This is a genomic window from Streptomyces sp. NPDC051183 (assembly GCF_040682455.1).
GTDB lineage: Bacteria > Actinomycetota > Actinomycetes > Streptomycetales > Streptomycetaceae > Streptomyces.
Genome location: NZ_JBFBBA010000010.1, coordinates 153798 through 179776 on the forward strand (window position 1 = coordinate 153798; position 25979 = coordinate 179776).

25 protein-coding genes and 1 riboswitch are annotated in these 25979 nt (G+C 71.9%); of the genes, 20 read left to right on the plus strand and 5 right to left on the minus strand.

Going from position 1 to position 25979, the window contains the following annotated elements; all coding sequences use genetic code 11:
* Positions 1 to 31 precede the first annotated feature (31 nt).
* Positions 32 to 667 (plus strand): DJ-1/PfpI family protein, encoded by a 636-nt coding sequence (locus AB0M99_RS11715; protein ID WP_365919108.1) that lies wholly within the window; start codon positions 32 to 34, stop codon positions 665 to 667.
* On the opposite strand, the gene AB0M99_RS11720 is transcribed toward AB0M99_RS11715, so the two are convergent.
* Positions 654 to 1430, minus strand: a complete 777-nt coding sequence (locus tag AB0M99_RS11720; RefSeq protein ID WP_365919110.1) for an enoyl-CoA hydratase-related protein — start codon at positions 1428 to 1430, stop codon at positions 654 to 656. The two genes, AB0M99_RS11715 and AB0M99_RS11720, sit on opposite strands and share 14 nt — an antisense overlap.
* A 77-nt stretch (positions 1431 to 1507) precedes the next feature.
* Between AB0M99_RS11720 and AB0M99_RS11725 the strand changes: the two genes are divergently transcribed.
* Positions 1508 to 2188, plus strand: a complete 681-nt coding sequence (locus tag AB0M99_RS11725; RefSeq protein ID WP_365919112.1) for a DUF308 domain-containing protein — start codon at positions 1508 to 1510, stop codon at positions 2186 to 2188.
* A 130-nt stretch (positions 2189 to 2318) separates the two neighbouring features.
* Complete coding sequence (locus tag AB0M99_RS11730; protein ID WP_365919220.1) at positions 2319 to 2813, plus strand: ATP-binding protein; 495 nt, start codon at positions 2319 to 2321, stop codon at positions 2811 to 2813.
* A 77-nt stretch (positions 2814 to 2890) separates the two neighbouring features.
* Here the strand turns inward: AB0M99_RS11730 and idi are convergent, their stop codons facing one another.
* The 3 genes from idi to AB0M99_RS11745 form a co-directional block, all read right to left on the minus strand.
* Positions 2891 to 3490, minus strand: coding sequence for an isopentenyl-diphosphate Delta-isomerase (gene idi / locus AB0M99_RS11735; RefSeq protein WP_365919114.1), 600 nt, complete (start codon positions 3488 to 3490; stop codon positions 2891 to 2893).
* A gap of 135 nt (positions 3491 to 3625) precedes the next feature.
* Positions 3626 to 4882 (minus strand): bifunctional class I SAM-dependent methyltransferase/N-acetyltransferase, encoded by a 1257-nt coding sequence (locus AB0M99_RS11740; protein WP_365919222.1) that lies wholly within the window; start codon positions 4880 to 4882, stop codon positions 3626 to 3628.
* 445 nt (positions 4883 to 5327) lie between these two features.
* Complete coding sequence (locus tag AB0M99_RS11745; protein ID WP_365919116.1) at positions 5328 to 5465, minus strand: hypothetical protein; 138 nt, start codon at positions 5463 to 5465, stop codon at positions 5328 to 5330.
* Between AB0M99_RS11745 and AB0M99_RS11750 the strand changes: the two genes are divergently transcribed.
* The 15 genes from AB0M99_RS11750 to AB0M99_RS11820 all read left to right on the plus strand — a co-directional run bounded on the left by AB0M99_RS11750 (position 5442) and on the right by AB0M99_RS11820 (position 22571).
* The gene (locus AB0M99_RS11750) at positions 5442 to 7079 is read left to right on the plus strand and encodes a DUF5941 domain-containing protein (protein ID WP_365919118.1); all 1638 of its coding nucleotides are present in this window, start codon (positions 5442 to 5444) and stop codon (positions 7077 to 7079) included. The genes AB0M99_RS11745 and AB0M99_RS11750 overlap by 24 nt on opposite strands.
* Positions 7076 to 7828, plus strand: a complete 753-nt coding sequence (locus AB0M99_RS11755; protein ID WP_365919120.1) for a phosphocholine cytidylyltransferase family protein — start codon at positions 7076 to 7078, stop codon at positions 7826 to 7828. The genes AB0M99_RS11750 and AB0M99_RS11755 overlap by 4 nt, the downstream gene beginning before the upstream one ends.
* Positions 7816 to 8877: an iron-containing alcohol dehydrogenase family protein gene (locus tag AB0M99_RS11760; RefSeq protein ID WP_365919122.1), complete on the plus strand. Its 1062-nt coding sequence runs from the start codon at positions 7816 to 7818 to the stop codon at positions 8875 to 8877. The genes AB0M99_RS11755 and AB0M99_RS11760 overlap by 13 nt, the downstream gene beginning before the upstream one ends.
* The gene (locus AB0M99_RS11765; protein WP_365919124.1) at positions 8855 to 9634 is read left to right on the plus strand and encodes a CDP-alcohol phosphatidyltransferase family protein; all 780 of its coding nucleotides are present in this window, start codon (positions 8855 to 8857) and stop codon (positions 9632 to 9634) included. The genes AB0M99_RS11760 and AB0M99_RS11765 overlap by 23 nt, the downstream gene beginning before the upstream one ends.
* Entirely contained in the window at positions 9631 to 10524 is an 894-nt protein-coding gene (locus tag AB0M99_RS11770) for a glycosyltransferase (RefSeq protein ID WP_365919126.1), read from the plus strand. Before AB0M99_RS11765 ends, AB0M99_RS11770 begins: the two co-directional genes overlap by 4 nt.
* 95 nt (positions 10525 to 10619) lie before the next feature.
* Positions 10620 to 11549, plus strand: coding sequence for an ABC transporter permease (locus AB0M99_RS11775; RefSeq protein ID WP_365919128.1), 930 nt, complete (start codon positions 10620 to 10622; stop codon positions 11547 to 11549).
* Positions 11542 to 12324 (plus strand): ABC transporter ATP-binding protein, encoded by a 783-nt coding sequence (locus AB0M99_RS11780; protein WP_365919130.1) that lies wholly within the window; start codon positions 11542 to 11544, stop codon positions 12322 to 12324. The genes AB0M99_RS11775 and AB0M99_RS11780 overlap by 8 nt, the downstream gene beginning before the upstream one ends.
* 362 nt (positions 12325 to 12686) lie before the next feature.
* The gene (hpnC, locus tag AB0M99_RS11785; RefSeq protein WP_365919132.1) at positions 12687 to 13616 is read left to right on the plus strand and encodes a squalene synthase HpnC; all 930 of its coding nucleotides are present in this window, start codon (positions 12687 to 12689) and stop codon (positions 13614 to 13616) included.
* Positions 13613 to 14593 carry a presqualene diphosphate synthase HpnD gene (hpnD, locus tag AB0M99_RS11790; RefSeq protein WP_365919134.1) on the plus strand — a complete coding sequence of 327 codons (981 nt, stop codon included), beginning with the start codon at positions 13613 to 13615 and terminating at the stop codon, positions 14591 to 14593. The genes hpnC and hpnD overlap by 4 nt, the downstream gene beginning before the upstream one ends.
* 118 nt (positions 14594 to 14711) lie before the next feature.
* Entirely contained in the window at positions 14712 to 16094 is a 1383-nt protein-coding gene (gene hpnE, locus AB0M99_RS11795; protein ID WP_365919136.1) for a hydroxysqualene dehydroxylase HpnE, read from the plus strand.
* Complete coding sequence (locus AB0M99_RS11800; RefSeq protein WP_365919138.1) at positions 16091 to 17269, plus strand: polyprenyl synthetase family protein; 1179 nt, start codon at positions 16091 to 16093, stop codon at positions 17267 to 17269. Before hpnE ends, AB0M99_RS11800 begins: the two co-directional genes overlap by 4 nt.
* A 118-nt stretch (positions 17270 to 17387) precedes the next feature.
* A complete protein-coding gene (shc, locus tag AB0M99_RS11805; RefSeq protein ID WP_365919140.1) occupies positions 17388 to 19451 on the plus strand; it encodes a squalene--hopene cyclase in 2064 nt (687 codons plus the stop codon).
* The gene (locus tag AB0M99_RS11810; protein ID WP_365919142.1) at positions 19451 to 20131 is read left to right on the plus strand and encodes a 1-hydroxy-2-methyl-2-butenyl 4-diphosphate reductase; all 681 of its coding nucleotides are present in this window, start codon (positions 19451 to 19453) and stop codon (positions 20129 to 20131) included. The genes shc and AB0M99_RS11810 overlap by 1 nt, the downstream gene beginning before the upstream one ends.
* A gap of 5 nt (positions 20132 to 20136) precedes the next feature.
* Positions 20137 to 21168, plus strand: a complete 1032-nt coding sequence (gene hpnH / locus AB0M99_RS11815; RefSeq protein WP_365919144.1) for an adenosyl-hopene transferase HpnH — start codon at positions 20137 to 20139, stop codon at positions 21166 to 21168.
* Positions 21165 to 22571 (plus strand): aspartate aminotransferase family protein, encoded by a 1407-nt coding sequence (locus AB0M99_RS11820; protein WP_365919145.1) that lies wholly within the window; start codon positions 21165 to 21167, stop codon positions 22569 to 22571. Before hpnH ends, AB0M99_RS11820 begins: the two co-directional genes overlap by 4 nt.
* Positions 22572 to 22594: 23 nt before the next feature.
* Here AB0M99_RS11820 and AB0M99_RS11825 read toward each other — a convergent pair whose 3' ends face one another.
* Positions 22595 to 23401 (minus strand): tyrosine-protein phosphatase, encoded by an 807-nt coding sequence (locus AB0M99_RS11825; protein ID WP_365919147.1) that lies wholly within the window; start codon positions 23399 to 23401, stop codon positions 22595 to 22597.
* 279 nt (positions 23402 to 23680) lie between these two features.
* Positions 23681 to 23887, plus strand: a riboswitch (cyclic di-AMP (ydaO/yuaA leader).
* 4 nt (positions 23888 to 23891) lie between these two features.
* On the opposite strand from AB0M99_RS11825, the gene AB0M99_RS11830 reads away from it, so the two are divergent.
* Together AB0M99_RS11830 and AB0M99_RS11835 are read left to right on the plus strand one after the other, a co-directional pair.
* Positions 23892 to 24932, plus strand: a complete 1041-nt coding sequence (locus AB0M99_RS11830; RefSeq protein WP_365919149.1) for a LysM peptidoglycan-binding domain-containing M23 family metallopeptidase — start codon at positions 23892 to 23894, stop codon at positions 24930 to 24932.
* Positions 24933 to 25106: 174 nt separating this feature from the next.
* The gene (locus tag AB0M99_RS11835; protein WP_365919151.1) at positions 25107 to 25892 is read left to right on the plus strand and encodes an SGNH/GDSL hydrolase family protein; all 786 of its coding nucleotides are present in this window, start codon (positions 25107 to 25109) and stop codon (positions 25890 to 25892) included.
* The last annotated feature ends 87 nt before the right edge of the window (positions 25893 to 25979 follow it).

Below are 25979 nucleotides of genomic sequence, written 5' to 3' on the forward strand. Positions count from 1 at the left end.
TGACCGAACCGTCTACCGCTCCGGAGGAGCCATGCAGATCGCCATCCTGCTCTTCGACCGTTTCACCGCACTCGACGCCGTCGGCCCCTTCGAGACCCTGGGCCGGCTCCCGGGGGCCGAGACCGTCTTCGTGGCCGAGCGGCCCGGACCCGTGCGCAACGACTCGGGCTCGCTCGCGCTGATGGCGGACAAGACCCTCGCCGACGTGCCGAACCCCGACATCGTCCTGGTCCCCGGCGGCCCCGGGCAGAGCGACCAGATGGAGAACGCGGTCCTGCTCGACTGGCTGCGGACGGCCGACGCCACCAGCGCGTGGACCACCTCGGTGTGCACCGGCTCGCTGCTGCTGGCCGCCGCCGGGCTTCTGGAGGGCCGCCGCGCCACCTCGCACTGGCTCGCCCTCGACCAGCTCCCGGCGTACGGGGCCCGCCCCACCGGCGACCGCGTCGTCTTCGACGGCAAGTACGTGACGGCCGCCGGGGTGTCCTCCGGCATCGACATGGGTCTGGCCCTGCTGGGCCGGATCGGCGGGGACCGGCTGGCCCAGTCGGTCCAGCTGCTGACCGAGTACGACCCCCAGCCGCCCTACGACGCGGGCTCTCCCGAGAAGGCCCCGGCCGACCTGGTCGAGGAATGGCGGTCCAAGAGCCGCTTCATCCTGAAGTAGGACCGGACCGCCCGGCGGTCCAGGTGAACTCCGGGGCGCGGCGCTCCAGGAACGCGGCGACACCCTCGGCGGTGTCGCCGCTGCCGGCCGCCTGCGCCGCCCAGTGGGCGTCCCGGTCGGTCCGCCCGTCCGCGAACTCCTTGGCCGCCGCCTGGGTCAGCTGGGATCGGGTGGTCAGGATCCGGGTGAACTCCCGTACGCGCTTGTCCAGTTGACCGGCGGGCAGCAGCTCGTTGAGGAATCCGGCCCGCAGGGCGTGCTCGGCGTCGATCAACTCCGCCGAGAACAGCAGGTACTTGGCGACCGCCGGGCCGACCAGGTCCGTCAACCGCCGGGTGGACGAGGCCGCGTACACGATGCCCAGCCGCGCCGGTGTGATCCCGAACGAGGCGCCCTCCTCGGCGAAGCGGAGGTCGCAGGCGGCCGCGAGCTGGCTGCCGCCGCCCACGCAGAAGCCGCGGACGGCCGCCACCGTGGGCTTGGCGAAGGCCGCCAGGGCCTCCTCCGCCGCCACGGCCAGGGCCTGCTGGTCCTCGTCCCCGGTGATGGCGGAGATGTCCGCGCCCGCGCAGAAGGTACCGCCGTCCCCGGTCAGCACCAGCACCCGTACGGCGGGATCGGCCGCGAACCCTTCCAGCAGCTCCGGCAGGCGCTTCCACATCGCCGCGGTCATGGCGTTGCGCTTGGCGGGATGGGAGATCACGACGGTGGCGACCCCGTCGGCCACCGAGTGCAGGAGGGTTGCGGTTGCGGCTGCGTCCATGCGCCGGATGCTATCCCGGGCGGTCGTACCTATGATCAAGGGAGTCCGTCCGGGGGGTGCGAGGAGGTGGCACGCCCATGGGCGCAGACCGTGCAGACCGTACCGAGGGCAAGGACAGGAAAGAGGTCAGCCGCAGCTTCGGCGTGCTGGCCCTGCTGGGTGTCCTGCTGGTGATCGCGGGTCTGGTGGGGCTGGTCTACACCGGCGTCGCCACGCTGACCTCGATGTTCCTCTTCGGCTGGCTGCTGCTGGCGGGTGGTGTGGTCGGGCTGTTGCAGGCCGTGCAGTCCCGCAAGAGCAACTACTTCTGGCTCGCGGTCATCGTCGCGGCCATCAACATCGCGGCCGGTTTCGTGATCCTGCGCCGCCCCGAGGCGAGCGCCGAGGCGCTGACCATGTTCGCGGCGCTGCTCTTCCTCACCGGCGGGGTGTTCAGGCTGGCCGGCGGGCTCGTCGTGCGCGGTGCGAACTTCGGCCTGACCCTCGTCCAGGGCGCCTTCGGCATCCTGCTGGGCCTGCTGATCCTCTCCAACTGGCCCGGCAGCAGTCTGTACGTGATCGGAACCTTCTTCTCGCTCGCCCTGCTGTTCGACGGGCTGAGCCTGGTGGCCCTGGGCATGGGCGCCCGCCGCATCCTGGGCTTGGTCAGGGAAGACACCCCGCCGGAGGGGGCGCCGACGGCGCAGGACGCGGCGGCCGGGGCGCGCGAGGCGGCCGAGAAGCGGCTGCCAGAAGATCAGGAACGGTCCAACAACTGACTCCGTCATACGCCAGTGGTCAGAAAGTGTCCGATTGGCGCTGACTTATGGTCAGCGGTCCGGCCCGCACCAGGCTGTTCCCCACTCTTGTCGCGTGGAGACGATCGAGCGTGAAGACGGGGGCCGGGAAATGGACGTCAGCGGGAGTGTCCCGCCAGTCGAGGCGGACGAGCCGGAGGCTCCGGCCGCCCCACTCGCATACGAGGGAGTGTGGCGGTTCACCGCTCCCGCGGTAGAAGAATCCGTTCCGCAGGCCCGCCGTGCGGTCCGCGACCTGCTGGGGCGCCAGGGGGTGCCGGCCCATCAGGACCTGGTGTACTCCCTGCTGCTGATCGTCTCCGAACTGGTGACGAACTCCGTCCGGCACGCGGCCCTGCTCTCGCCGGAGGTCGCCGTCGAGGTCGCCATCGGCCGGGAGTGGGTACGGGTGGCCGTCGAGGACAACCACCCGTACCGCCCCAAGGCGCTGGAGGCGGATTTCGGCCAGACCGGCGGCCGGGGCCTGCTCCTGGTCCGGGAGATCACGCTGGAGTCCGGCGGGGTCTGCGACGTCGAGCACACCTCCACGGGCGGCAAGGTCATCTGGGCGGCCCTGCCGCTCGCCGCGCCGACCCCGGCCGGCTGATCACCGTACGGCGGATCACCGTACGGCCGGTCCCCGAACGGCCGCGCACGACGGCGTACGGCCGGTCCCCGTACGGCCTACCAGCCCGCGGCCTCGCCGGTCAGCTCGCGGATCGCGGGCCGTGCCGCGTCCAGAACGGTCATGAACCAGGCCGAGAACGGCGCCTCGGCGTGCCTCTTCGCCAGCTCCTCCGCGGTGACGAACGCCGTGTCGCCGACCTCCTCGGGATCCGGGCGCAGAGCTGCCTGCGCGAGTCCCACGAACAGGTGGTTGTACTCCTGCTCGACCAGACCCGAAGCGGGGTCCGGGTGGTTGTAGCGGACCGTGCCGGCCTCGGCCAGCAGCGAGGGCGACAGCCCCAGCTCCTCGTGGGTCCGCCGGGCGGCGGCCGCGAACGGCGACTCCCCGGGGTAGGGGTGACCGCAACAGGTGTTCGACCAGACGCCGGGGGAGTGGTACTTCCCCAGAGCCCGCTGCTGGAGCAGCAGACGGCCCTGCTCGTCGAAGAGGAACACGGAGAACGCCCGGTGCAGCAGACCGGGCGCCTGATGGGCGGAGAGCTTCTCCGCCGTGCCGATGGTGTTGCCGGACTCGTCGACCAGTTCGAGCATGATCGATTCTTGAGTGCCGGTGCCGTTGGACGCGCTGTTCGCGGCGGTGGCTGGTGTGGTCGGCATACCCATCCTTCGCTTCGGACTTCGGCCTTCAGTCTGCCGTACAAAAGCGGCTTGTCCCCACTTCGGTGATCCGCGCATGTCTGCCCCCCGTCGCGTGATAAGCGACGGGGGGCAGACCGCCGGGCTACGGCGCGATCAGATCCCGAACGGGGCCGGATACTTGATGGTGCCCGCCGCGACCGGCACGGAATCGTCCAGGACCAGCGCCATCATCGCCTCGTCGGGCACCTCGAAGGGCGCCCGGATCCCGAAGCGCGAAGCCGGCACGAACCCGAACCGCGCGTAGTACTCCGGGTGCCCCAGCACCAGGACCAGCGACTCCCCGCGCTCCTTGGCCGCCGCGAGCAGCGCCCGTACGACGGCGCTGCCCGCGCCCGAGCGCTGGCGCGCGGGATCGGCCGCCACCGGAGCGAGCGCGAGCGCCGGTGCCCCGTCGACCTCGCAGCGGGTCAGCAGGGCGTGCGCCGCCACCGACCCGTCCGGGCCCTCGGCCACGTACGACAGCCCCGGCAGCCATGCGCCGTCGGTCCGCAGCGCGTCCACGAGATCCGCCTCCAGCGGGGTCTCGAACGCCGCCAGGTTGACGCCCCGTACCGCGGCGACGTCGGCCGGCGTCTCCGGCCGGGCCGCCCAGGCGCCCCCGTCCCCGGCGCTCACCGGGCGCAGGACGAAGCCGGTGTACCCGTACTCGTGCCCGTACCGCTCCCGTACGTCGAGCTCCTCGCGTACGGAAGCCAGCGCGGCGGCCGCCGCCGGGTCCGCGCCCGGGCCGGGCTCCGCGTTCGCGGCCACCCGCTCGGCGAGCGGGCCGTAGTACTCGCCCCAGTCGGAGTCGGGCAGGTGGTGCACGCCCAGCACCCGGTACCCGGCGGCCTGGGCGGCCGCGAGGTTGCGGGCGGTGGAACGCAGCGGGCACTGGGGGTCCCAGAAGGCCCGGACCCCGGCGGACGGCTCCTCCACGGTCCACTCGCACTCGGTCAGCACCAGGGTGCCGCCGGGAGCGAGCAGCCGCTTCCACCGCGCGAGCGCGGCGCCGAAGCCGAGGATGTAGGCGGAGCCCTCGGCCCAGATCAGGTCGAAGGAACCATCCTCATAGGGGAGTGCGCCCATGTCCGCCTTGACGGTGCGGACGCGGTCGCCGAGCCCGCGGGCACCGGCGGCCTCGCGGAGCTCTTCGAGGAAGCCGTCGTAGACGTCGACGGCGGTGACGTGCGCGCCCCCGCCCGCCTCGGCGGCGAGCAGCAGTGCGCTGCGGCCCGGACCGCAGCCCAGGTCGAGGACGCGCGGCCGCTCGGGCAGCGGTCCGCACAGGGACAGCAGGCGGCGGGTGCTCGCGTCGGACCCGGGAGCCTGTCGGGGCAGCCCGCGGTGCAACGCGTAGAAGGCCTGCATGAAGGGACTGAAGGTGAAGTCGGTCAACGTGAACCCTTGAAAGGGGGCTCCGGCCGACGAGGTGTCTCGGCGCGTGGAAGCGCTGATCAGACCTGGCCGGACGCCCGGAAGGAATGGGAGATGCACCGGAGTTCGCTGCGCATGGCCGCGACCACTACGACGGTCATCAACCCACCTCATTCCATTCGACACGATCAGGGGCGTGTCCACCCTAACATCCACGCCGTTTGTGGTACGGCGCCGTGATCGTCAATGATGATCAGGCCTGGCCCGGGGCCCGGAATATTCGGCTTATCAGGGCGTAAACAGGTGATGAACGGCTGCTTCCGTTCATCCGATAGCCTCTGCCGACGAGCCGCCGCCCCAGAGGCGGCCGTCCCGTGTTCGTCACAAGGAGTGAGTTCGTCTGCCGACCGTCATCCTCACCGGCCTGCCGGTCCCCGGATCACCGCTCGCCGACGAGCTGCGCTCCCTCGGATTCGACGTCCGCAGCGCCACCGCCCCCGATGACACCGCCGCCGCGCTGGCCGCCGTACCCGCCGATCAGCGGGTGGCCCTCGTGGACAGCGAGTTCGTCGGGCACGTGCACGCGCTCCGGCTCGCCCTGACCGACCCGCGGTTCGACGCCTGCGCCGTCACCGGGGCCCTCGCCGTCCAGCCGGGCGCCCGCGCGGCCCTCGACAAGGCCGCCGCGCTCACGCCCGTGGGCGCCGGCCCGTACGCCGACCGGCTCGCCGCCGCCGTCGAGGCCGCCGGGACCACCGTCCAGCGCCCCGAGCTCGGCACGCTCGTCGCCGCCGTACCCGCCTCCGCCGAGGAGCGCGACGCGGCCGTCGCCGCCGTCGCCGCCGTCGACGACGAGGCCGTCCGGCTGCGCACCGCCGTCAAGTCCCGCGACGGGTTCTTCACCACCTTCTTCATCAGCCCGTACTCGCGCTACATCGCCCGCTGGTGCGCGCGCCGCGGTCTGACCCCGAACCAGGTGACCACCGCCTCGCTGCTCACCGCGCTGATCGCGGCCGGCTGCGCGGCCACCGGCGAGCGCTGGGGCTACGTCGCGGCCGGCGTGCTCCTGCTCGTCTCCTTCGTCCTTGACTGCACCGACGGGCAGCTCGCCCGCTACTCGCTCCAGTACTCGACGATGGGTGCCTGGCTCGACGCGACCTTCGACCGCGCGAAGGAGTACTCCTTCTACGCGGGCCTCGCGCTCGGGGCGGCCAGGAACGGCGATGACGTCTGGGCCCTCGCGCTCGGCTCGATGGTCCTGATGACCTGCCGGCACGTCGTCGACTTCGCCTTCAACGAGGCCAACCACGACGCCACGGCGAACACCAGCCCCACCGCGGCCCTCTCCGACCGGCTCGACAGCGTCGGCTGGACGGTCTGGGTCCGCCGGATGATCATCCTCCCGATCGGTGAGCGCTGGGCGATGATCGCTGTGCTCACCGCCGTCACCACCCCGCGGACCGTCTTCTACGCCCTGCTCGTCGGCTGCGCCTTCGGCGCCCTGTACACCACCGCCGGCCGGGTCCTGCGCTCGCTGACCCGCCGGGCCGCCCGTACCGACCGGGCCGCCCGCGCACTCGCCGACCTGGCCGACACCGGCCCGCTGGGCGAGATGATCGCCGGGGCCCTGCGCAGGCTGCCCTCCTACACCGCGCCCGCGTTCATGGCGGGCGGGGCGGGCGCCGTGGTCGCGCTGCTCGCCGCCGCGTACACGATGCCGTTCGGCGAGCCCTGGCTGCTCGTCTTCGCCGGCGTGTACGTGCTGGCCGCCGGAGCCGCCGTGGCGCAGCCGCTGAAGGCGCCCCTGGACTGGCTGCTGCCCCCGCTGTTCCGGGCCGCCGAGTACGGCACCGTGCTGGTCCTGGCCGCCAAGGCGGACGTACCCGGAGCCCTTCCGGCGGCATTCGGACTGGTCGCGGCGGTTGCGTACCATCACTACGACACGGTGTACCGCATCCGTGGCGGTACCGGCGCGCCCCCGCACTGGCTGGTGCGGACGATCGGCGGCCATGAGGGCCGGGTCCTGCTGACCGTGGGCCTGGCCGCCGTCCTCGCGACGCGCGCAGCGGACTTCCCCGTCGCGCTCACGGCCGTGGCCGTGTTCGTGGCACTCGTGGTGCTCGTGGAGAGCATCCGCTTCTGGGTCTCCTCCGGAGCACCCGCCGTACATGACGAAGGAGAACCAGCATGATCGGCCTTGTACTCGCTGCCGGTGCCGGACGCCGACTGCGTCCCTACACCGACACCCTGCCCAAGGCCCTCGTGCCCGTCGGCCCCGAAGGCGCCGAGGAGAGCATCACGGTCCTCGACCTGACGCTCGGCAACTTCGCCGCCGTCGGCCTCACCGAGGTCGCGATCGTCGTCGGCTACCGCAAGGAAGCCGTCTACGAGCGCCGGGAGGCCCTGGAGGCCAAGTACGGCGTCAAGATCACGCTGATCGACAACGACAAGGCGGAGGAGTGGAACAACGCCTACTCCCTGTGGTGCGCGCGTGAGGTCCTGAAGCAGGGCGTGATCCTCGCCAACGGCGACACCGTCCACCCGGTCTCCGTCGAGGAGACCCTCCTCGCCGCCCGCGGCAACGGCCAGAAGATCATCCTCGCCCTCGACACGGTCAAGCACCTGGCCGACGAGGAGATGAAGGTCATCACGGCCGAGGGGAAGGGCGTCCAGAAGATCACCAAGCTGATGGACCCGGCTTCCGCCACCGGCGAGTACATCGGCGTCACCCTCATCGAGGCCGAGGCGGCCGTCGAACTCGCCGACGCGCTGAAGACCACCTTCGAGCGCGACCCCGACCTCTACTACGAGGACGGCTACCAGGAGCTGGTGGGCCGCGGCTTCACGGTCGACGTGGCTCCCATCGGCGACGTCAAGTGGGTCGAGATCGACAACCACGACGACCTCGCCAAGGGCCGGACGATCGCATGCCAGTACTGACGCGGCTCATCCCCTCGCCGGTCGTCGTCGACATCAGTCGCGGCGCCATGGACGACCTGGCCGGCGTCCTGGCCGACCAGCGGATCTCCGCGTCCGGCAAGCTCGCGATCGCGATCAGCGGCGGCTCCGGCGTGGCGCTGCGCGCCAAGCTGGAGCCCGTGCTGCCGCACGCCGACTGGTACCCGGTCGTCGACGGCACCATCGACTCCGCGGTCAAGCTGGCCGACGACATAAAGGGCCGCCGCTACGACGCCGTGGTCGGCCTGGGCGGCGGCAAGATCATCGACGTGGCGAAGTACGCCGCGGCGCGGGTCGGGCTGCCCATGGTGGCCGTCGCCACCAACCTCTCCCACGACGGCATCTGCTCGCCGGTTTCCATCCTGGACAACGACAACGGCCGGGGTTCCTACGGTGTCCCCACGCCGATCGCCATGGTGATCGACCTCGACGTCATCAAGGAAGCCCCGGTGCGGTTCATCCGCGCCGGGATCGGCGATGCGATCTCCAACATCTCGGCCATCGCCGACTGGGAGCTCTCGCACCGCCTCACCGGCGAGCCCGTCGACGGCCTGGCCGCCGCCATGGCCCGTACCGCCGGCGAGTCGGTGCTGCGCCACCCCGGCGGCTGTGGCGACGACGAGTTCCTCACCGTGCTCTCCGAGGCGCTCGTGCTCTCCGGCATCGCCATGTCGATCAGCGGGGACTCCCGCCCGTCGTCCGGCGCCTGCCACGAGATCAGCCACGCCTTCGACCTGCTCTACCCGGGGCGCTCCGCGCTCCACGGCGAGCAGGTCGGCATCGGCGCCGCCTTCGCGATGCACCTGCGCGGAGCCGCCGAGCAGTCCGGACTCTTCGTCCAGGTGCTGCGCGGCCACGGGCTGCCCGTGCTGCCCGAGGAGATCGGGTTCAGCGTGGACGAGTTCGTCGCGGCCGTCGAGTACGCACCCCAGACCCGTCCGGGACGCTTCACCATCCTGGAGCACCTCAACCTGTCCGCAGCCGAGATCAGGGACGCTTACGCCGACTATGTCCAGACCATCCGTAGCTGAACTCCGGCCCGTCGTTCACCCTGCGGGCGTGAAGGACCGGGTCAGCGGCGAGCACTGGGGCGGGCGCCTCTACATGCGCGAGATCTCCCTGCGCATCACCCGCCTCCTGGTCACCACCAAGGTCACGCCGAACCAGCTGACCTACGTGATGACCCTCGCCGGCGTCCTCGCCCTCCCGGCCCTGCTGGTGCCGGGCGTCTGGGGCGCCGTCCTCGGCGTGGTGGCCGTCCAGATGTACCTGCTGCTCGACTGCGTCGACGGGGAGGTCGCCCGCTGGAAGAAGCAGTTCTCCCTCTCCGGCGTCTACCTCGACCGCGTCGGCGCGTACCTCTGCGACGCGGCCGTCCTGGTCGGTTTCGGCCTGCGCGCCGCCGACCTGTGGGGCGGCGGACGCGTCGACTGGCTGTGGGCCTTCCTCGGCACCCTCGCGGCCCTCGGCGCGATCCTGATCAAGGCCGAGACCGACCTGGTCGGCGTCGCCCGCCACCAGGCCGGCAAGCCGGTGGTCAAGGACGCGGCGGCCGAGCCGCGCTCGTCCGGCATGGCGCTCGCCCGCAGGGCCGCCGCCGCGCTGAAGTTCCACCGCCTCGTCCTCGGCATCGAGGCGTCCCTGCTCATCCTGCTCCTGGCCGTGCTGGACCAGGTCCGGGGCGACCTGTACTTCTCCCGGCTCGGCGTGGCGGTACTGGCCGGCATCGCGCTGCTCCAGACGCTGCTGCACCTGGTGTCGATCCTGGCCTCCAGCAGGCTCAAGTGACCTCGCCGATGCGGCTGGGCGCCGTGATCATCACCATGGGCAACCGGCCCGACGAGCTCAAGGCGCTGCTCGACTCGGTGGCCCGCCAGGAGGGCGACCCGGTCGAGGTCGTCGTCGTGGGCCAGGGCGTGCAGGTGAGCGGGCTGGCGGACCTGCCCGCGGGAGTCCGTACGGTCGACCTCCCCGAGAACCTGGGCATCCCCGGCGGCCGCAACGTGGGCATCGAGGCCTTCGGCCCCGGCGGCCGCGAGGTGGACGCCCTGCTCTTCCTCGACGACGACGGGCTGCTGGAGCGGACCGACACCGCCGAGCTGTGCCGGCAGGCCTTCACCGAGGACCCGGAGCTCGGGATCGTCAGCTTCCGGATCGCCGATCCGGACACCGGCGAGACCCAGCGCCGGCACGTGCCCCGGCTGCGCGCCTCCGACCCGATGCGCTCCTCGCGCGTGACCACCTTCCTGGGCGGCGCCAATGCCGTCCGCACGAAGGTGTTCGAGCAGGTCGGAGACCTGCCCGGCGAGTTCTTCTACGCCCACGAGGAGACCGACCTGGCCTGGCGGGCGCTCGATGCCGGCTGGCAGATCGACTACCGGGCGGACATGGTCCTGCTGCACCCCACGACCGCGCCTTCGCGGCACGCGGTGTACCACCGTATGGTGGCCCGCAACCGGGTGTGGCTCGCCCGCCGCAACCTGCCCGCCCCGCTCGTCCCGGTCTACGTGGGCGTGTGGCTCCTGCTGACGCTCGCGCGGCGGCCGTCGGCGCCCGCGCTCAAGGCGTGGTTCGGCGGGTTCAAGGAGGGCTGGACCACCCCCTGTGGTCCCAGGCACCCCATGAAGTGGCGTACGGTCTGGCGACTGACCCGGCTCGGCCGACCACCTGTCATCTGACAAGCTCGGGTCTGGGAACATGAGCCCGATCGCGGGCGCGTGCCCCAGGCCCGATGCCCCTTCTGCCGCATCTTGAAGACGGAAAGTTTCAACTTGTGAGTGACACAACCCACGACGGCGCCCTCGCCACGAGCAGGCCGCCGTCCGAAGACGCGGGGCTCAGCGCCGCTGAGCTCGCCAGGAAGTACGGCCTGTCCGTCAGCGGCGCGCGGCCCAGCCTCGGCGGCTACGTGCGGCAGCTGTGGGGCCGGCGCCACTTCATCATGGCCTTCTCCCGGGCCAAGCTGGTCGCGCAGTACAGCCAGGCGAAGCTCGGCCAGATCTGGCAGGTGGCGACCCCCCTGCTGAACGCGCTCGTCTACTACCTGATCTTCGGCCTCATCCTGAACGCGGGCCGGGGCATGGAGAAGGGGGTCTACATCCCCTTCCTGGTGATGGGCATCTTCGTCTTCACCTTCACCCAGAACTCGCTGATGGCGGGCGTCCGGGCCATCCCGACCAACCTCGGCCTGGTCCGCGCGCTGCACTTCCCGCGCGCCTCGCTGCCGATCTCCTTCTCGATGCAGCAGCTCCAGCAGCTGCTGTACTCGATGATCGTCGTGGTGGTCGTCGCGGTCGGGTTCGGGAACTACCCGCGGCTGTCGTGGCTGCTGGTCATCCCGACCCTGGCGCTCCAGTTCGTCTTCAACACCGGCCTCGCCCTGGTCTTCGCGCGCATGGGGTCCAAGACCCCCGACCTCGCGCAGCTGATGCCCTTCCTGACCCGTACGTGGATGTACGCGTCCGGCGTCATGTTCTCGATCAGTGAGATGCTGAAGGACAAGCCGGCGTGGATCGCGGACGTCCTCCAGTGGAACCCCGCGGCGATCTACATGGACCTGGTCCGCTTCGCCCTGATCGACGACTACGGCCGCGACAACCTGCCGCCGCACGTCTGGGCCTTCGCGGTCGGCTGGGCCGTCCTGATCGGCTTCGGCGGATTCGTGTACTTCTGGAAGGCTGAGGAGCGTTACGGCCGTGGCTGAGATCGTCAAGGGGAACGTCCCCACCGTCATCGCCGACGAGGTACACATCGTCTACCGCGTCAACACCGGCAGCTCCGGCAAGGGCAGCGCCACCGCGGCGCTGAGCAAGATACTTCGCCGCGGCAAGGGCGACGCGCCGGGCGTCCGCCGGGTCCACGCCGTGCGCGGCGTCTCCTTCACGGCGTACCGGGGCGAGGCCATCGGCCTCATCGGCTCCAACGGCTCCGGCAAGTCCACCCTGCTGCGGGCCATCGCGGGTCTGCTGCCCTGCGAGTCCGGCAAGGTCTACACCGACGGCCAGCCCTCGCTGCTGGGCGTCAACGCCGCACTGATGAACGACCTCACCGGCGAGCGCAACGTGGTCCTCGGCGGTCTCGCGATGGGTATGACCCGCGAGCAGATCAAGGAGCGCTACGAGGACATCGTCGACTTCTCGGGGATCAACGAGAAGGGCGATTTCATCTCCCTTCCGATGCGCACCTACTCCTCCGGCATGGCCGCACGTCTGCGCTTCTCCATCGCGGCGGCCAAGGACCACGACGTCCTGATGATCGACGAGGCGCTGGCCACCGGTGACCGCAAGTTCCAGGTCCGCTCGGAGAACCGCATCCGCGAACTGCGGGAGAAGGCCGGCACGGTCTTCCTGGTGAGCCACAACAACAACTCCATCCGCGACACCTGTAGCCGGGTGCTGTGGCTGGAGCGGGGCGAACTCCTCATGGACGGCCCCACGGAGGAAGTCGTCTCGGCATACGAGAAGGCGACCAGCCACTGATCGCACCACCGCAGGCCCCCGCCGCTCCGCGCGGCGGGGGCCTCGGCGTGCGGGGGCAAAGGGAGTGCCGGGGCGTCGCTGCCGGGGTCCCCATTCGACCGCACGACATCAGGTAGCCGACCGAATACCCGTTGAGCCTCCCCGGCGTTGTACAGCGTAAGCTGGAGCGAGTCCTGAATCGAGGCAAGAGGGGACGATTCCCCACAGGTGAATGGCCTGGGGTATCCCGGGGAAAGTCCGGCGGCGTGTCCGAAATGGGATGTATTGGGTCGGCAGTGTAGAACGGGAGATGTGACGGCAATGGCTACGGGAATTCTCCGGCCCCCAAGCACGACGGCCGTCCCCGCCCCGGGCGGCGGGCGGTGACCGCGGGGCACGGCATCAGCCCCCGGTCCGACACCGGCCACGCACGCGCCACCCTGGACAAGGCCGCGTCGGAGAACTTCCCCGTCGCCCCCGCCTTCCTTCCCCGCGCCTGGCGCGAGGGCCTCATGGCCGTCTACGGGTACGCCCGCCTCGTCGACGACATCGGCGACGGCGACCTCGCCCCCGGCGGGCGCGACGCCGTCCTCCTCGGGCTCGACCCCGCCGCCGTGGACGACCGGCTCGCCATGCTCGACGCCTTCGAGGCCGACCTGCTGCGCGTGTTCGGAGGAACGGACGGCCCGCCGCGCCACCCGCTCCTGCTGGCCCTCCAGCCCGTCGTGCGCACCCACGCGCTGACCCCCGAGCCCTTCCTCGGACTCATCGAAGCCAACCGCCAGGACCAGCGGGTCGCGCGCTACGAGACGTACGGGGACCTCCTCGGCTACTGCGAGCTCTCCGCGAACCCCGTCGGCCGGCTCGTGCTGTCCCTCACCGGCACCAGCACCCCCGAGCGCGTCCGCCGCTCCGACGCCGTCTGCACCGCGCTGCAGATCGCCGAACACCTCCAGGACGTCGCCGAGGACCTCGGACGGGACCGGATCTACCTCCCCGCCGAGGACATGCGGCGCTTCCTCGTGGCCGAGACCGACCTCAAGGCCCCGAGCGCCGGCGCATCCGTACGCTCTCTCGTCGCGTTCGAAACGCAGCGCGCACGGGACCTCCTGGACGAAGGCACCCCGCTCGTGGGCAGCGTGCACGGCAGGCTCCGGCTGCTGCTCGCGGGATTCGTGGGAGGCGGGCGCGCCGCCCTGCGCGCCGTCACCGCAGCCGGCTTCGACGTACTGCCCGGCCCGCCCAAGCCCACCAAGAGCGGACTGGTCCGCGAGGTGGCCGCAGTCCTTCGCACCGTGCCGAGAAAGGGGTGAGCCCGAACGTGGAGGGCCCCAACCACCCGTCTTCACCGTCTGCGCCGTCCGCCCCGGTACTGGCGGCCTACAGCTACTGCGAGGTCGTCACCGGCTCGCAGGCGCGCAACTTCGCGTACGGCATCCGGCTGCTGCCCACCGACAAGCGGCAGGCGATGTCGGCGCTGTACGCCTTCTCCCGGCGCGTCGACGACATCGGCGACGGCACACTGCCCCCCGAGGCGAAGCTGATCCGGCTGGAGGAGACCCGCGCCCTGCTCGGCCGGATCCGGGCCGAGGAGATCGACGAGGACGACACCGACCCGGTCGCCGTCGCCCTCGCGCACGCCGCGAACCGATTCCCGATCCCGCTCGAAGGGCTCGACGAACTCATCGACGGCGTCCTGATGGACGTGCGTGGCGAGACCTACGAGACCTGGGACGACCTCAGGACCTACTGCCGCTGCGTGGCCGGTGCCATCGGGCGGCTCTCGCTCGGGGTGTTCGGCACGGTGGACACCACGGGCCCCGGCGCGTCCGACGCCGCCCGCGCCGGCGAGTACGCCGACACCCTCGGCCTCGCCCTGCAACTGACCAACATCCTGCGGGACGTACGGGAGGACGCGGGCAACGGCCGCACCTACCTGCCCGCCGAGGACCTCGCCAAGTTCGGCTGCTCCGACGGCTTCCACAGCGACCGGATGCCGGCCGGCGCCGACTTCGCCGGACTCGTCCACCACGAGGTCCGGCGCGCCCGCGCGCTGTTCGCCGAGGGCTACCGGCTGCTCCCGATGCTCGACCGGCGCAGCGGCGCCTGCGTCGCCGCCATGGCGGGCATCTACCGGCGCCTGCTGGACCGCATCGAGCGCGACCCCGAGGCGGTGCTCCGCGGCCGGGTCTCGCTGCCGACGCACGAGAAGGCGTACGTCGCCGTCCGCGGCCTCTCCGGCCTCGACGCGCGGACCGTCTCGCGCCAGAGCAACAGGAGGCGGGCCTGATGGCGGGCCCGCAGGCGAGCGGCGCGGGTCCGTGCCCGCAGGCCCCGCGCCCGCAGGCCCCGCGCCGGGCAACCCCGCGCCGCGCCGCGGCGTCTGTGGCAGCGACAGAGGAGGACGAATGACCGCCATGACCGCCAACCGCGCCGTGGTCGTCGGCGGCGGCCTCGCCGGCGTCACCACCGCACTCGAACTCGCCGACGCCGGACTCCGGGTCACCCTCCTCGAAGGGCGGCCGCGCCTCGGCGGCCTCGCCTTCTCCTTCAAGCGCGGCGAACTGACCATCGACAACGGCCAGCACGTGTACCTGCGCTGCTGCACCGCCTACCGGTGGTTCCTGGACCGCGTCGACGGCGCCGCTCTCGCACCCCTCCAGGACCGGCTCGACGTACCCGTCCTCGACGTCGCCCACCCCGGCGGACCCCGCCTGGGACGGCTGCGCCGCAGCGCCCTGCCCGTACCCCTGCACCTGGCCGGCTCGCTGGCCCGCTACCCGCACCTCTCGCTCGCCGAACGGGCGGGCGTGGGGCGCGCCGCCGTCGCGCTGCGCCGGCTCGACCCCGCCGACCCGGCCCTCGACGGCCTGGACTTCGCCACCTGGCTGGGCCGCTACGGCCAGTCCCCGCGCGCCATCGAGGCGCTCTGGGACCTCGTCGGCATCGCCACCCTCAACGCCACCGCCGACCAGTCCTCGCTGGGGCTGGCCGCCATGGTCTTCAAGACCGGCCTGCTCTCCGAGAACGGCGCCGCCGACATCGGCTGGGCCAGTGTCCCGCTCGGCGACCTGCACGACACCCTCGCCCGCAAGGCCCTCGACGCGGCCGGCGTACGGACCGAGCTGCGCACCCGTGTCACCTGCATCTCCCGTACGGACGAGGGTAGTTGGCGCGTCGACACCGAGAGCGAGGCGCTGGACGCCGACACGGTGGTCCTCGCCGTCCCGCAGCGCGAGGCCCACGGACTGCTCCCGCCCGGCGCGCTCGCCGACCCGGACAAGCTCCTCGACATCGGCACCGCGCCGATCCTCAACGTCCACGTCGTCTACGACCGCAAGGTGCTCAAGCAGCCCTTCTTCGCCGCGCTCGGCTCACCGGTGCAGTGGGTCTTCGACCGCACCGAGGCCTCCGGACTCCCCGACGGCGGCCAGTACCTGGCCCTGTCGCAGTCCGTGGCCCAGGACGACATCGACGAGCCCGTCTCGGTGCTGCGGGCGAAGTACCTGCCCGAGCTGGAGCGGCTGCTGCCCGCCGCCCGCGGCGCCAAGGTACGGGACTTCTTCGTCACCCGGGAGCGCACGGCGACCTTCGCCCCCACCCCCGGCGTCGGCCGGCTCCGGCCCGGAGCCCGGACCGACACGCCGGGGCTCTACCTGGCCGGTGCGTGGACCGCCACCGGTTGGCCCGCGACCATGGAGAGCGCAGTCCGCAGCGGACTGAGCGCGGCGCACGCAGCGCTCGCGACGCTCGGCCGTCCCCGCGAAAACCCCCTGCAGGAGGCGGCATGACCACCACCACCAGCACCACCGGCACAACTGCGGGAGCACGCACCGCAGCACGTACAGGAACCAGAGGAGAGCCAGTGAACCCGGGGAATCCGGCTGTCGAGAACACGGATGCCAGTGTGGGCACATCCGCAGGGGGCGTGGAGAAGGCGGACACGCTCGCCCTCCTGGAGCGCGGCCGCACGCTGTCCACGCCCGTGCTCCGCGCCGCCGTGGACCGGCTCGCCGCGCCCATGGACACCGTCGCCGCCTACCACTTCGGCTGGATCGACGCCCACGGCAACCCGGCGGACGGCGACGGCGGCAAGGCAGTCCGCCCCGCCCTCGCCCTGCTCTCCGCCGAGGCCGCGGGCGCCGCTGCCGAGGTCGGCATCCCCGGGGCCGTCGCGGTCGAGCTCGTACACAACTTCTCGCTGCTCCACGACGACCTGATGGACGGCGACGAGCAGCGCCGCCACCGCGACACGGTGTGGAAGGTCCACGGCCCGGCCCTCGCGATCCTGGTCGGCGACGCGCTGTTCGCCCTCGCCAACGAGGTGCTGCTGGAACTCGGCACGGTCGAGGCGGGCCGCGCGGCACGCCGCCTGACCACCGCCAGCCGCAAGCTGATCGACGGCCAGGCGCAGGACATCTCCTACGAGCACCGCGAGCGCGTCAGCGTCGAGGAGTGCCTGGAGATGGAGGGCAACAAGACCGGCGCCCTGCTCGCCTGCGCGGTCTCCATCGGCGCCGTGCTCGGCGGAGCGGACGACCGCACGGCCGACAAGCTGGAGGAGTACGGCTACCACCTCGGCCTCGCCTTCCAGGCCGTGGACGACCTGCTCGGTATCTGGGGCGACCCCGAGTCCACCGGCAAGCAGACCTGGAGCGACCTGCGCCAGCGCAAGAAGTCCCTGCCCGTCGTCGCCGCCCTCGCGGCCGGCGGACCCGCGTGCGAGGAGCTCGCGGAGCTCCTGGCCGCCGATGCCAAGAGCAACGACTTCGAGAACTTCTCGGAGGAGGAGTTCGCGGCCCGCGCCGCCCTCATCGAGGCGGCCGGCGGCCGCCAGTGGACCGCCGACGAGGCGCGCCGCCAGCACGCGATCGCGATCCGCGCGCTGGACGACGTGAACATGCCGCAGCGGGTGCGCGACCAGCTGGTCGCCCTCGCCGACTTCGTCGTCGTGCGCAAGAGGTGATCGCCACCCGGGCCCGTATATGAATCGCGAGTCGCCGGCCGGCGCCGCACTCTGACAGCGGCACCGGCCGACGGCAGACCCCAGGACAGCAGAGGACACTGCAGGTAAAGGGGAAGCCATGACAGCGACGACCGACGGCGGCGCGGGTGCGGGTGCCCGCGACGCCGGCTCGGAGGACACCGCGGTACGGGCCGCGGACACGGTCCCGGGCCCACCGGACCGGGACCCGGCCGGGGCGCCCGCGGCCCCCGGCCTGCCGCAGGGGGCCAGGGAGGCCGCCGCGCGGGCCACGCGGCACCTGCTCGCCCGGCAGGACGCGGCCGGGTGGTGGAAGGGCGACCTGGAGACCAACGTCACCATGGACGCCGAGGACCTGCTGCTGAGGCAGTTCCTCGGGATCGGGGACGAGGCCACCACCCGCGCCGCCGCGCAGTTCATCCGAGGCGAGCAGCAGGACGACGGCACCTGGGCCACCTTCCACCAGGGCCCCTCCGACCTGTCCGCCACCATCGAGGCGTACGTCGCCCTGCGCCTGGCCGGCGACGCCCCCGACGCCCCGCACATGGCGCGCGCCTCCGCCTGGATCAGATCCCGCGGGGGGATCGCCGCCGCCCGGGTGTTCACCCGGATCTGGCTCGCGCTGTTCGGCTGGTGGAGCTGGGACCACCTGCCCGAACTCCCGCCCGAGCTGGTCTTCCTGCCGCCGTGGGTCCCGCTCAACATCTACGACTTCGGCTGCTGGGCCCGCCAGACCATCGTCCCGCTCACCGTGGTCTCCGCGCTGCGGCCGGTGCGCCCGGCGCCCTTCGCCCTGGACGAGCTGCACACCGACGCCCGGGTGCCGAACCCCGTCAAACGGCTCGCCCCGATGGCCAGTTGGGACGGCGCGTTCCAGCGGATGGACAAGGCCCTGCACGTGTACCGGCGGTTCGCCCCGCGCCGGCTGCGCAAGGCCGCGATGGCGGCGGCGGGCCGCTGGATCGTCGAGCGCCAGGAGAACGACGGCTGCTGGGGCGGGATCCAGCCGCCCGCCGTGTACTCCGTCATCGCCCTGCACCTGCTCGGCTACGACCTGCGCCACCCCGTGATGCGGGCCGGACTGGAATCCCTGGACCGCTTCGCCGTATGGCGCGAGGACGGCGCCCGCATGATCGAGGCCTGCCAGTCCCCGGTCTGGGACACCTGCCTGGCGGCCATCGCACTCGCCGACGCGGGCCTGCGCCCCGACCACCCGGCGCTGGTGAAGGCCGCCGACTGGATGCTCGGCGAGGAGATCGTGCGCAGCGGCGACTGGGCCGTGCGCAGGCCCGGGCTGGCCCCGGGCGGCTGGGCCTTCGAGTTCCACAACGACAACTACCCCGACATCGACGACACCGCCGAGGTGGTCCTCGCGCTGCGCAGGATCAAGCACCCCGAGCCGGCCCGCGTCGAGGCGGCCATCGCCCGCGGGGTGTCCTGGAACCTCGGGATGCAGTCGAGGAACGGCGCCTGGGGCGCTTTCGACGCCGACAACACCAGCCCCTTCCCGAACAGGCTGCCCTTCTGCGACTTCGGCGAGGTCATCGACCCGCCCTCCGCCGACGTCACCGCCCACGTGGTGGAGATGCTCGCCGTCGAGGGCCGGGCGGGCGACGCGCGCACCCGCCGCGGCATCGCCTGGCTGCTCGCCGAACAGGAGGCGGGCGGCGCTTGGTTCGGCCGCTGGGGCACCAACTACGTATACGGGACCGGCTCGGTGGTACCGGCGCTCACGGCCGCGGGCATCGCCCCGGCGCACCCTGCCATCCGGCGGGCCGTGGGCTGGCTGGAATCCGTACAGAACGAGGACGGCGGGTGGGGCGAGGACCAGCGGTCGTACCAGGACCCGTCCTGGGCCGGGAAGGGAGCCTCCACCGCCTCGCAGACCGCCTGGGCGCTGATGGCCCTGCTGTCCGCGGGCGAGCGCGACGCCGCGTCCGTCGAGCGGGGGATCGCCTACCTGGTCGGGACGCAACGGGAGGACGGCTCCTGGGACGAGCCGTACTTCACGGGCACCGGCTTCCCCTGGGACTTCTCCATCAACTACCACCTGTACCGGCAGGTGTTCCCGCTCACCGCCCTCGGCCGCTACCTGTACGGGGAACCGTTCGGCCCCGACGGCCGGCACGGCGCGGCCGTCTCCGCCCCGGCCGAGGAGGCCTGATGGGGACGCCCGGGAGCGGCCCCGCCGCCCCGCTGCTGGTCGCCTGCGCGCTGCGCATCGAGCAGGCGGCCCTGCGCAGCGGAGGCCGCGGTGCACGCGGCGGCGCGCCGCCCGGGTACGCCGTCCTGCGCACCGGCATGGGCCCGCGCGCCGCCGAACGGGCCGTCGGCCGGGCGCTCGGCGAGCCGGGGCTGAGCGACGCGGCCGTCCTGGCCACCGGATTCTGCGCCGGGCTGGTGCCCGGCATGAGCCCAGGCGACCTGATCGTCGCCGAGGAGACCCGGGACCCGCGCGGAACCGTCGCCTGCGCCGGTACCGCCCTGCTCGCCGAGGCACTGGCCCGGGCCGCGCCCGGCCGGACCGTGCACATCGGCGTACTGACCGGATCCGACCACGTCGTACGGGGCCAGGAGCGCGCGCAACTGCGCGCCACCGGCGCCATCGGGGTCGACATGGAGTCGGCGGCCACCCTCTGGACCGCTGCCGCGACCCGCGGCGGCGGCGTCGAGCCGGGCGCGGGCCGCCCGGTTGCGGCCGTACGGGTGATCGTGGACGCTCCGGAGCATGAGCTCGTCCGTATCGGCACGGTTCGCGGTGGAATATCGGCCTTCCGCGTACTGCGTGCCGTACTGCCCGCGTTCTATGACTGGCACCGTTCTTTGCTGCTCCCCAGGAGGTGAGCCAGATGGCCATGCCGCTGCGCCAGACCGTCAGGGTCGGGACCTATCTTCTCGAACAGAAGCTCCGCAAGCGCGAGAAGTTCCCGCTGATCGTCGAGCTGGAACCGCTCTACGCGTGCAACCTGGCCTGTGAGGGGTGCGGAAAGATCCAGCACCCGGCCGGGGTGCTCAAGCAGCGAATGCCGGTGGCCCAGGCGGTCGGCGCCGTACTGGAGTCCGGTGCCCCGATGGTCTCCATCGCGGGCGGAGAGCCCTTGATGCACCCGCAGATCCACGAGATCGTGCGTCAGTTGGTGGCGAAGCGGAAGTATGTCTTCCTTTGCACCAATGCGATGCTGCTCCGCAAGAAGATCGAGAACTTCACCCCGTCCCCGTATTTCGCCTTCGCCGTGCACATCGACGGCCTGCGCGAACGCCACGACGAGTCGGTGGCCAAGGAAGGCGTGTTCGACGAAGCGGTCGCGGCCATCAAGGAGGCGAAGCGGCGGGGGTTCCGGGTGACCACGAACTCCACCTTCTTCAACACCGACACCCCGCAGACCATCATCGAGGTGCTCAACTACCTCAATGACGACCTCCAGGTGGACGAGATGATGATCTCACCCGCCTACGCGTACGAAAAGGCTCCCGACCAGGAGCACTTCCTCGGTGTCGAACAGACCCGCGAACTCTTCAAGAAGGCCTTCGCGGGCGGCAACCGGCGGCGCTGGCGGCTCAACCACTCCCCGCTCTTCCTGGACTTCCTGGAAGGCAAGGCCGATTTCCCCTGCACGGCCTGGGCCATTCCGAATTACTCCCTCTTCGGCTGGCAGCGCCCCTGCTATCTGATGAGCGACGGGTACGTGCCGACCTACCGGGAACTGATCGACGAGACCGACTGGAGCAAGTACGGCCGCGGCAAGGACCCGCGCTGCGCGAACTGCATGGCGCACTGCGGCTACGAGCCGACCGCCGTCCTGGCCACCATGGGCTCGCTCAAGGAGTCCCTGCGCGCGGCCCGGGAGACGCTCGGCAGCAACCGGGACAAGTCGGCATGACGCCCGCACCCGGAGGAGGGGGCAAGGGCTTCGACCTCGGCGCCCTGCTGGCCGAGCGCGGCGGGGAGCGGTACGAGCTGCACGCCCGCCACCTCAACCACCAGCTGCCCCGGATGCTGCACACCATCGGCTTCGACAAGGTCTACGAGCGGGCCGAGGGCGCCCACTTCTGGGACGCCGAGGGCAACGACTACCTCGACATGCTGGCCGGGTTCGGCGTGATGGGCCTGGGCCGGCACCACCCCGTGGTGCGGCGCGCCCTGCACGACGTCCTGGACGCCCAGCTCGCCGACCTCACCCGCTTCGACTGCCAGCCGCTGCCGGGGCTGCTGGCCGAGAAGCTGCTCTCGTACAGCCCGCACCTGGAGCGGGTCTTCTTCGGCAACAGTGGCACGGAGGCGGTGGAGACGGCCCTGAAGTTCGCCCGCTACGCCACCGGGCGGCCCAGGGTCCTCTACTGCGACCACGCCTTCCACGGGCTCACCACCGGCTCGCTCTCGGTGAACGGGGAGGGCGGCTTCCGGGACGGCTTCGCGCCGCTGCTGCCCGACACGAAGATCGCGCTCGGGGATCTGGCCGCCCTGGAGCGGGAGCTGAAGCGGGGCGACGTCGCCGCCTTCGTCGTCGAGCCGATCCAGGGCAAGGGCGTACTCGCCGCCCCGCCCGGCTTCCTGTCCGCCGCGCAGGAACTGCTGCGCCGCCACAAGGCGCTGCTGATCGCCGACGAGGTCCAGACCGGCCTCGGACGTACCGGCGACTTCTACGCGTACCAGCACGAGCCGGGCGTGGAGCCGGACCTGGTCTGCGTGGCCAAGGCGCTGTCGGGCGGCTATGTCCCGGTCGGCGCGACCCTGGGCAGGGACTGGATCTTCAAGAAGGTCTACTCGTCCATGGACCGGGTGCTCGTGCACTCCGCCAGCTTCGGCTCCAACGCGCAGGCGATGGCGGCCGGCCTGGCGGTGCTCTCCGTCATGGAGGACGAGGAAGTGGTGGCCAACGCCCGCGCCATGGGCGACCTGCTGCGCGGGCGGCTCGCCGCGCTGGTGGACGGGTACGAGCTGCTGCACGAGGTGCGGGGGCGCGGCCTGATGATCGGGATCGAGTTCGGCCGCCCGTCCTCGCTGGGGCTGCGCAGCCGGTGGACGATGCTGCAGGCGGCCCGCAAGGGGCTCTTCGCGCAGATGGTCGTGGTGCCGCTGCTCCAGAAGCACCGGATCCTCACGCAGGTCTCCGGGGACCACCTGGAGGTGATCAAACTCATCCCGCCGCTCGTCGTGGACGAGGCGGACGTGGACCGGTTCGTCGGGGCCTTCCGGGAGGTCATGGACGAGGCGCACGGCGGCGGCGGGCTGATGTGGGACTTCGGGAAGACGCTGGTGAAGCAGGCCGTCAGCAACGGCTGACGGCCTGCCCCGCCGGGCCGGCCTCAGTCGAGCAGTCGGTCGCGGAGCCGGTCGAGGGTCTCGGGCGCGAGTCCGAGGCCCTCGGCGAGGTAGCGCTCCACGCTGCCCCAGTGGCCGTCGATGGTCTCGAAGGCGGCCTCCAGGTACTCGGCGCGGGCGTCGAAGAGCGGGGCGAGCAGCTCCATCACCTCGGGGGAGCGGGCCTCGGGGGCAGGGCTGCCGCGGCGGACCCGGTAGCGGTTGTGCGGGGCGTTCGACTCCAGGTAGTCCGCCAAGACCGCCTCGCGCTCGACGCCGAGCGCGAGCAGGGTGACGGCGATCGACAGCCCGGCCCGGTCCTTGCCGGCCGCGCAGTGCATCAGGGCCGGGACGCTGTCCTCGGCGAGGGCGTGCACCACCCGGCTGTGCTCGGCGGTGCGGTTCCTGATGATCGTGCGGTACGAGTTCGCCATCCGCGCCGCGGCCTTGCCGTCGCCCAGGATCGAGCGGAGCTGGTCGAGGTCGCCGTCGCGGACCATCTTCCAGAACTCCCGCCCGTCCGCCGGGTCCGAGAGCGGGATGTTGACGTTGAGCACGCCCGGCAGCTCCACGTCCTGTCCCTCCAGCGCGTGGTCGGCGCCATTGCGGAAGTCGAAGATGGTGTGCAGACCGAGGGACGCGAGGAACTCTGCGTCGGTTTCGGTGGCATGCGCGAGATGTCCGCTTCGGAACAGTCGTCCCGTCTTGACCCTGCGTCCGCCGGCGGCCGGAAGGCCGCCCACGTCACGGAAGTTGCGTACTCCGGCCAGCCCCGGTTCCGTGGACGGGCTCTGGGGTATCTGCTGGGTCACGGCGGCTCCTCCGGGTGGTTGAGGGGATGTCCGAATTGCACTACTTGGCGGCAACTTGCCATAAGTGCAGGCGAGATCGGGCGCGTCCCCGTGAGCCAGATCATACGGTGACCGTGAGTGCCTGATCATCAAAGGCGAATTGCCTTCCCAGGGCGGTCGTTGCCGCCGCGGAATGGACGCAGGGTGACCGGAATTCCGCCGGACCATCACCCTTGAGATTCCGTCAGGGAATTCATGGCTTGTTCCGTGTGGACGAACTCGATTAGCTTCGCTCTCGATCCGGATGGACCGCCGAATCCTGCCCCATCCGGAAACCGCACCCGACTATTCACGCGCGCGGCAGGAGCGGGGGAACCAGGTAGGCCGCTGTTCCGGATCTTTATACCGGGACGGCTCGGGGTGAAGCCGTGCATGTGCTGTTCATGTACGGCCGGACATCTCCAGTCCGAACCCGACAGCTCACCTCGCAGGCGACGGAGAGGAATTCGCCATGCCTGCAAAGGGTAAGCACCGCCGTCCCAAGTCCCCCTCTATATCCCGCGGTTTCGCCATGGCAGGCACCGGCGGCGCGGCCCTCGCGCTCCCGCTGTTCGGAGCCGTCGGCGCCCAGGCGGCCCCGGCCGCCGCCCCGGCCACGGCGCCCGTCGTGGCCGCGCAGGTTCCCGCGGCGCTGCAGGCCGCGCCCGCCGCCGCGGCGGCCGCGCCGTCCGTGTACACCGTCGTCCCCGGCGACCACCTCTCCAAGATCGCCGCCCAGCAGCACCTCACCGGCGGCTGGCAGCAGCTCTACGCCGACAACCGCGCGGCCGTCGGCGCCGACCCCTCGCTGATTCACCCCGGGCTGAAGCTGACGCTCGGCGCCCAGGGGGACTCCGCACCCGCCGCCGAGCCCGCCCCGAGGCAGGCTCCGGCCCCCGCCGAGCAGTCCTCCGCCGAATCCCCGGCCGATGCCCCGGCTGATGCCCCGGCCGATGCCCCGGCGCACCCCGCCTCCGACGACGAGGGCCGGGCCGATGAGGCCGACCGGGCTTCGGCCGACGGTGCCGCCGCCGGCACCCCCGCGGTCGAGGCCCAGGCCGCGCCGGCCGCTCCCGCTGCGCCCGCCGAGCAGCAGGCCGCGCCGTCCTCCGGTTTCGTCTCCCCGGTCGGCGGCGGCGTCTCCACCGCCTACAAGACCGCCGGTGCCATGTGGTCCAGCGGCTACCACACGGGCGTCGACTTCATCGCGAGCACCGGCACCACCATCAAGGCCGTCGGCGCGGGCACCGTCGTCTCCGCGGGCTGGGGCGGCGCGTACGGCAACGAGGTCGTCATCCGGCACGCCGACGGCAAGTACTCCCAGTACGGCCACCTCTCCCAGCTGTCGGTCTCGGTCGGCCAGAGCGTCACCGCCGGGCAGAGCATCGGCCTCTCCGGCGCCACCGGCAACGTGACCGGCCCGCACCTCCACTTCGAGATCCGCACCGGCCCGTCCTACGGCTCCGACATCGACCCGCTGGCCTACCTCCGCTCCAAGGGCGTCAGCATCTGACGGCCCCTCCGCCGGGCGCTCCGGCGGAGACCGGACCCGCGTGAGGCCGGGACCCGAGGGGGGTCCCGGCCTCACGCGCTGTTATTCCTCACCCGTCGGGTGGTATAAATCACGGCCCGTCAACCCCTGCCTACGGTGGCGTAGGTCACGCGCCGGGGTGAAGGATGTGGTCTCGTGGCAGCGACGACGACGACACTCAAGACCATCGGCTCGTACGCGGCGATCGGGGACAGCTTCACCGAGGGCGTGGGGGACCCGGGACCCGGAGAAACGTTTCTCGGCTGGGCGGACCGGCTGGCCGTGCTCCTGGCCGATCGGCGCGAAGAAGACCGGTTCCGGTACGCGAACCTGGCCGTCCGGGGGCGGCTCCTCGACCAGATCGTGGCGGAGCAGGTTCCGCGGGCCAAGGAGCTCGCACCCGACCTGGTGACCTTCTGCGCGGGCGGCAACGACATCATCCGGCCCGGCAGCGACCCGGACGACGTGGCCGAGCGGTTCGAGGCGGCCGTCGCCGACCTCACCGGATCCGTCGGCCAGGTCATGATCACCACCGGCTTCGACACCCGCGGCGTACCGGTCCTCAAGCACCTGCGGGGCAAGGTGGCGACGTACAGCGCCCACGTGCGCGCGATCGCCGACCGGTACGACTGCCCGGTGCTCGACCTCTGGTCCCTGAAGTCCGTACAGGACCGGCGGGCCTGGGACGAGGACCGGCTGCACCTCTCGCCCGAGGGCCACACCCGGGTCGCGCTGCGCGCCGCCCAGGTGCTCGGCCTGGACGTGCCCGCCGATCCGGACCAGCCCTGGCCGCCGCAGCAGCCGCGCGGCTCGGTGGACGTGACCCGGGACAACATCCAGTGGGCCCGCGAGTACCTGGTGCCGTGGATCGGCCGCCGGCTGCGCGGGGAGTCCTCCGGGGACCACGTCGAGGCGAAGCGACCGGACCTGCTGCCGCTCTAGAGGCAGTGGAGCGGCGCATGATGGCGAGTACGGATCGGAATCCTTCGGGACCGGTACGCGTTGGGATGGTCGTAAGCCGCCCGACCG

Bases quoted from the DNA above. Each gene is read 5' to 3' on its own strand.
- AB0M99_RS11740 (WP_365919222.1), bottom strand. From the start codon at position 4,882: ATGCAGGCCTTCTACGCGTTGCACCGCGGGCTGCCCCGACAGGCTCCC.
- AB0M99_RS11715 (WP_365919108.1), top strand. From the start codon at position 32: ATGCAGATCGCCATCCTGCTCTTCGACCGTTTCACCGCACTCGACGCC.
- hpnH (WP_365919144.1), top strand. From the start codon at position 20,137: ATGGCCATGCCGCTGCGCCAGACCGTCAGGGTCGGGACCTATCTTCTC.
- shc (WP_365919140.1), top strand. From the start codon at position 17,388: ATGACAGCGACGACCGACGGCGGCGCGGGTGCGGGTGCCCGCGACGCC.
- AB0M99_RS11725 (WP_365919112.1), top strand. From the start codon at position 1,508: ATGGGCGCAGACCGTGCAGACCGTACCGAGGGCAAGGACAGGAAAGAG.
- AB0M99_RS11720 (WP_365919110.1), bottom strand. From the start codon at position 1,430: ATGGACGCAGCCGCAACCGCAACCCTCCTGCACTCGGTGGCCGACGGG.
- AB0M99_RS11755 (WP_365919120.1), top strand. From the start codon at position 7,076: ATGATCGGCCTTGTACTCGCTGCCGGTGCCGGACGCCGACTGCGTCCC.
- AB0M99_RS11820 (WP_365919145.1), top strand. From the start codon at position 21,165: ATGACGCCCGCACCCGGAGGAGGGGGCAAGGGCTTCGACCTCGGCGCC.
- AB0M99_RS11800 (WP_365919138.1), top strand. From the start codon at position 16,091: ATGACCACCACCACCAGCACCACCGGCACAACTGCGGGAGCACGCACC.
- AB0M99_RS11765 (WP_365919124.1), top strand. From the start codon at position 8,855: ATGTCCAGACCATCCGTAGCTGAACTCCGGCCCGTCGTTCACCCTGCG.
- AB0M99_RS11760 (WP_365919122.1), top strand. From the start codon at position 7,816: ATGCCAGTACTGACGCGGCTCATCCCCTCGCCGGTCGTCGTCGACATC.
- hpnE (WP_365919136.1), top strand. From the start codon at position 14,712: ATGACCGCCATGACCGCCAACCGCGCCGTGGTCGTCGGCGGCGGCCTC.
- AB0M99_RS11810 (WP_365919142.1), top strand. From the start codon at position 19,451: ATGGGGACGCCCGGGAGCGGCCCCGCCGCCCCGCTGCTGGTCGCCTGC.
- AB0M99_RS11730 (WP_365919220.1), top strand. From the start codon at position 2,319: ATGGACGTCAGCGGGAGTGTCCCGCCAGTCGAGGCGGACGAGCCGGAG.
- AB0M99_RS11830 (WP_365919149.1), top strand. From the start codon at position 23,892: ATGCCTGCAAAGGGTAAGCACCGCCGTCCCAAGTCCCCCTCTATATCC.
- idi (WP_365919114.1), bottom strand. From the start codon at position 3,490: ATGCCGACCACACCAGCCACCGCCGCGAACAGCGCGTCCAACGGCACC.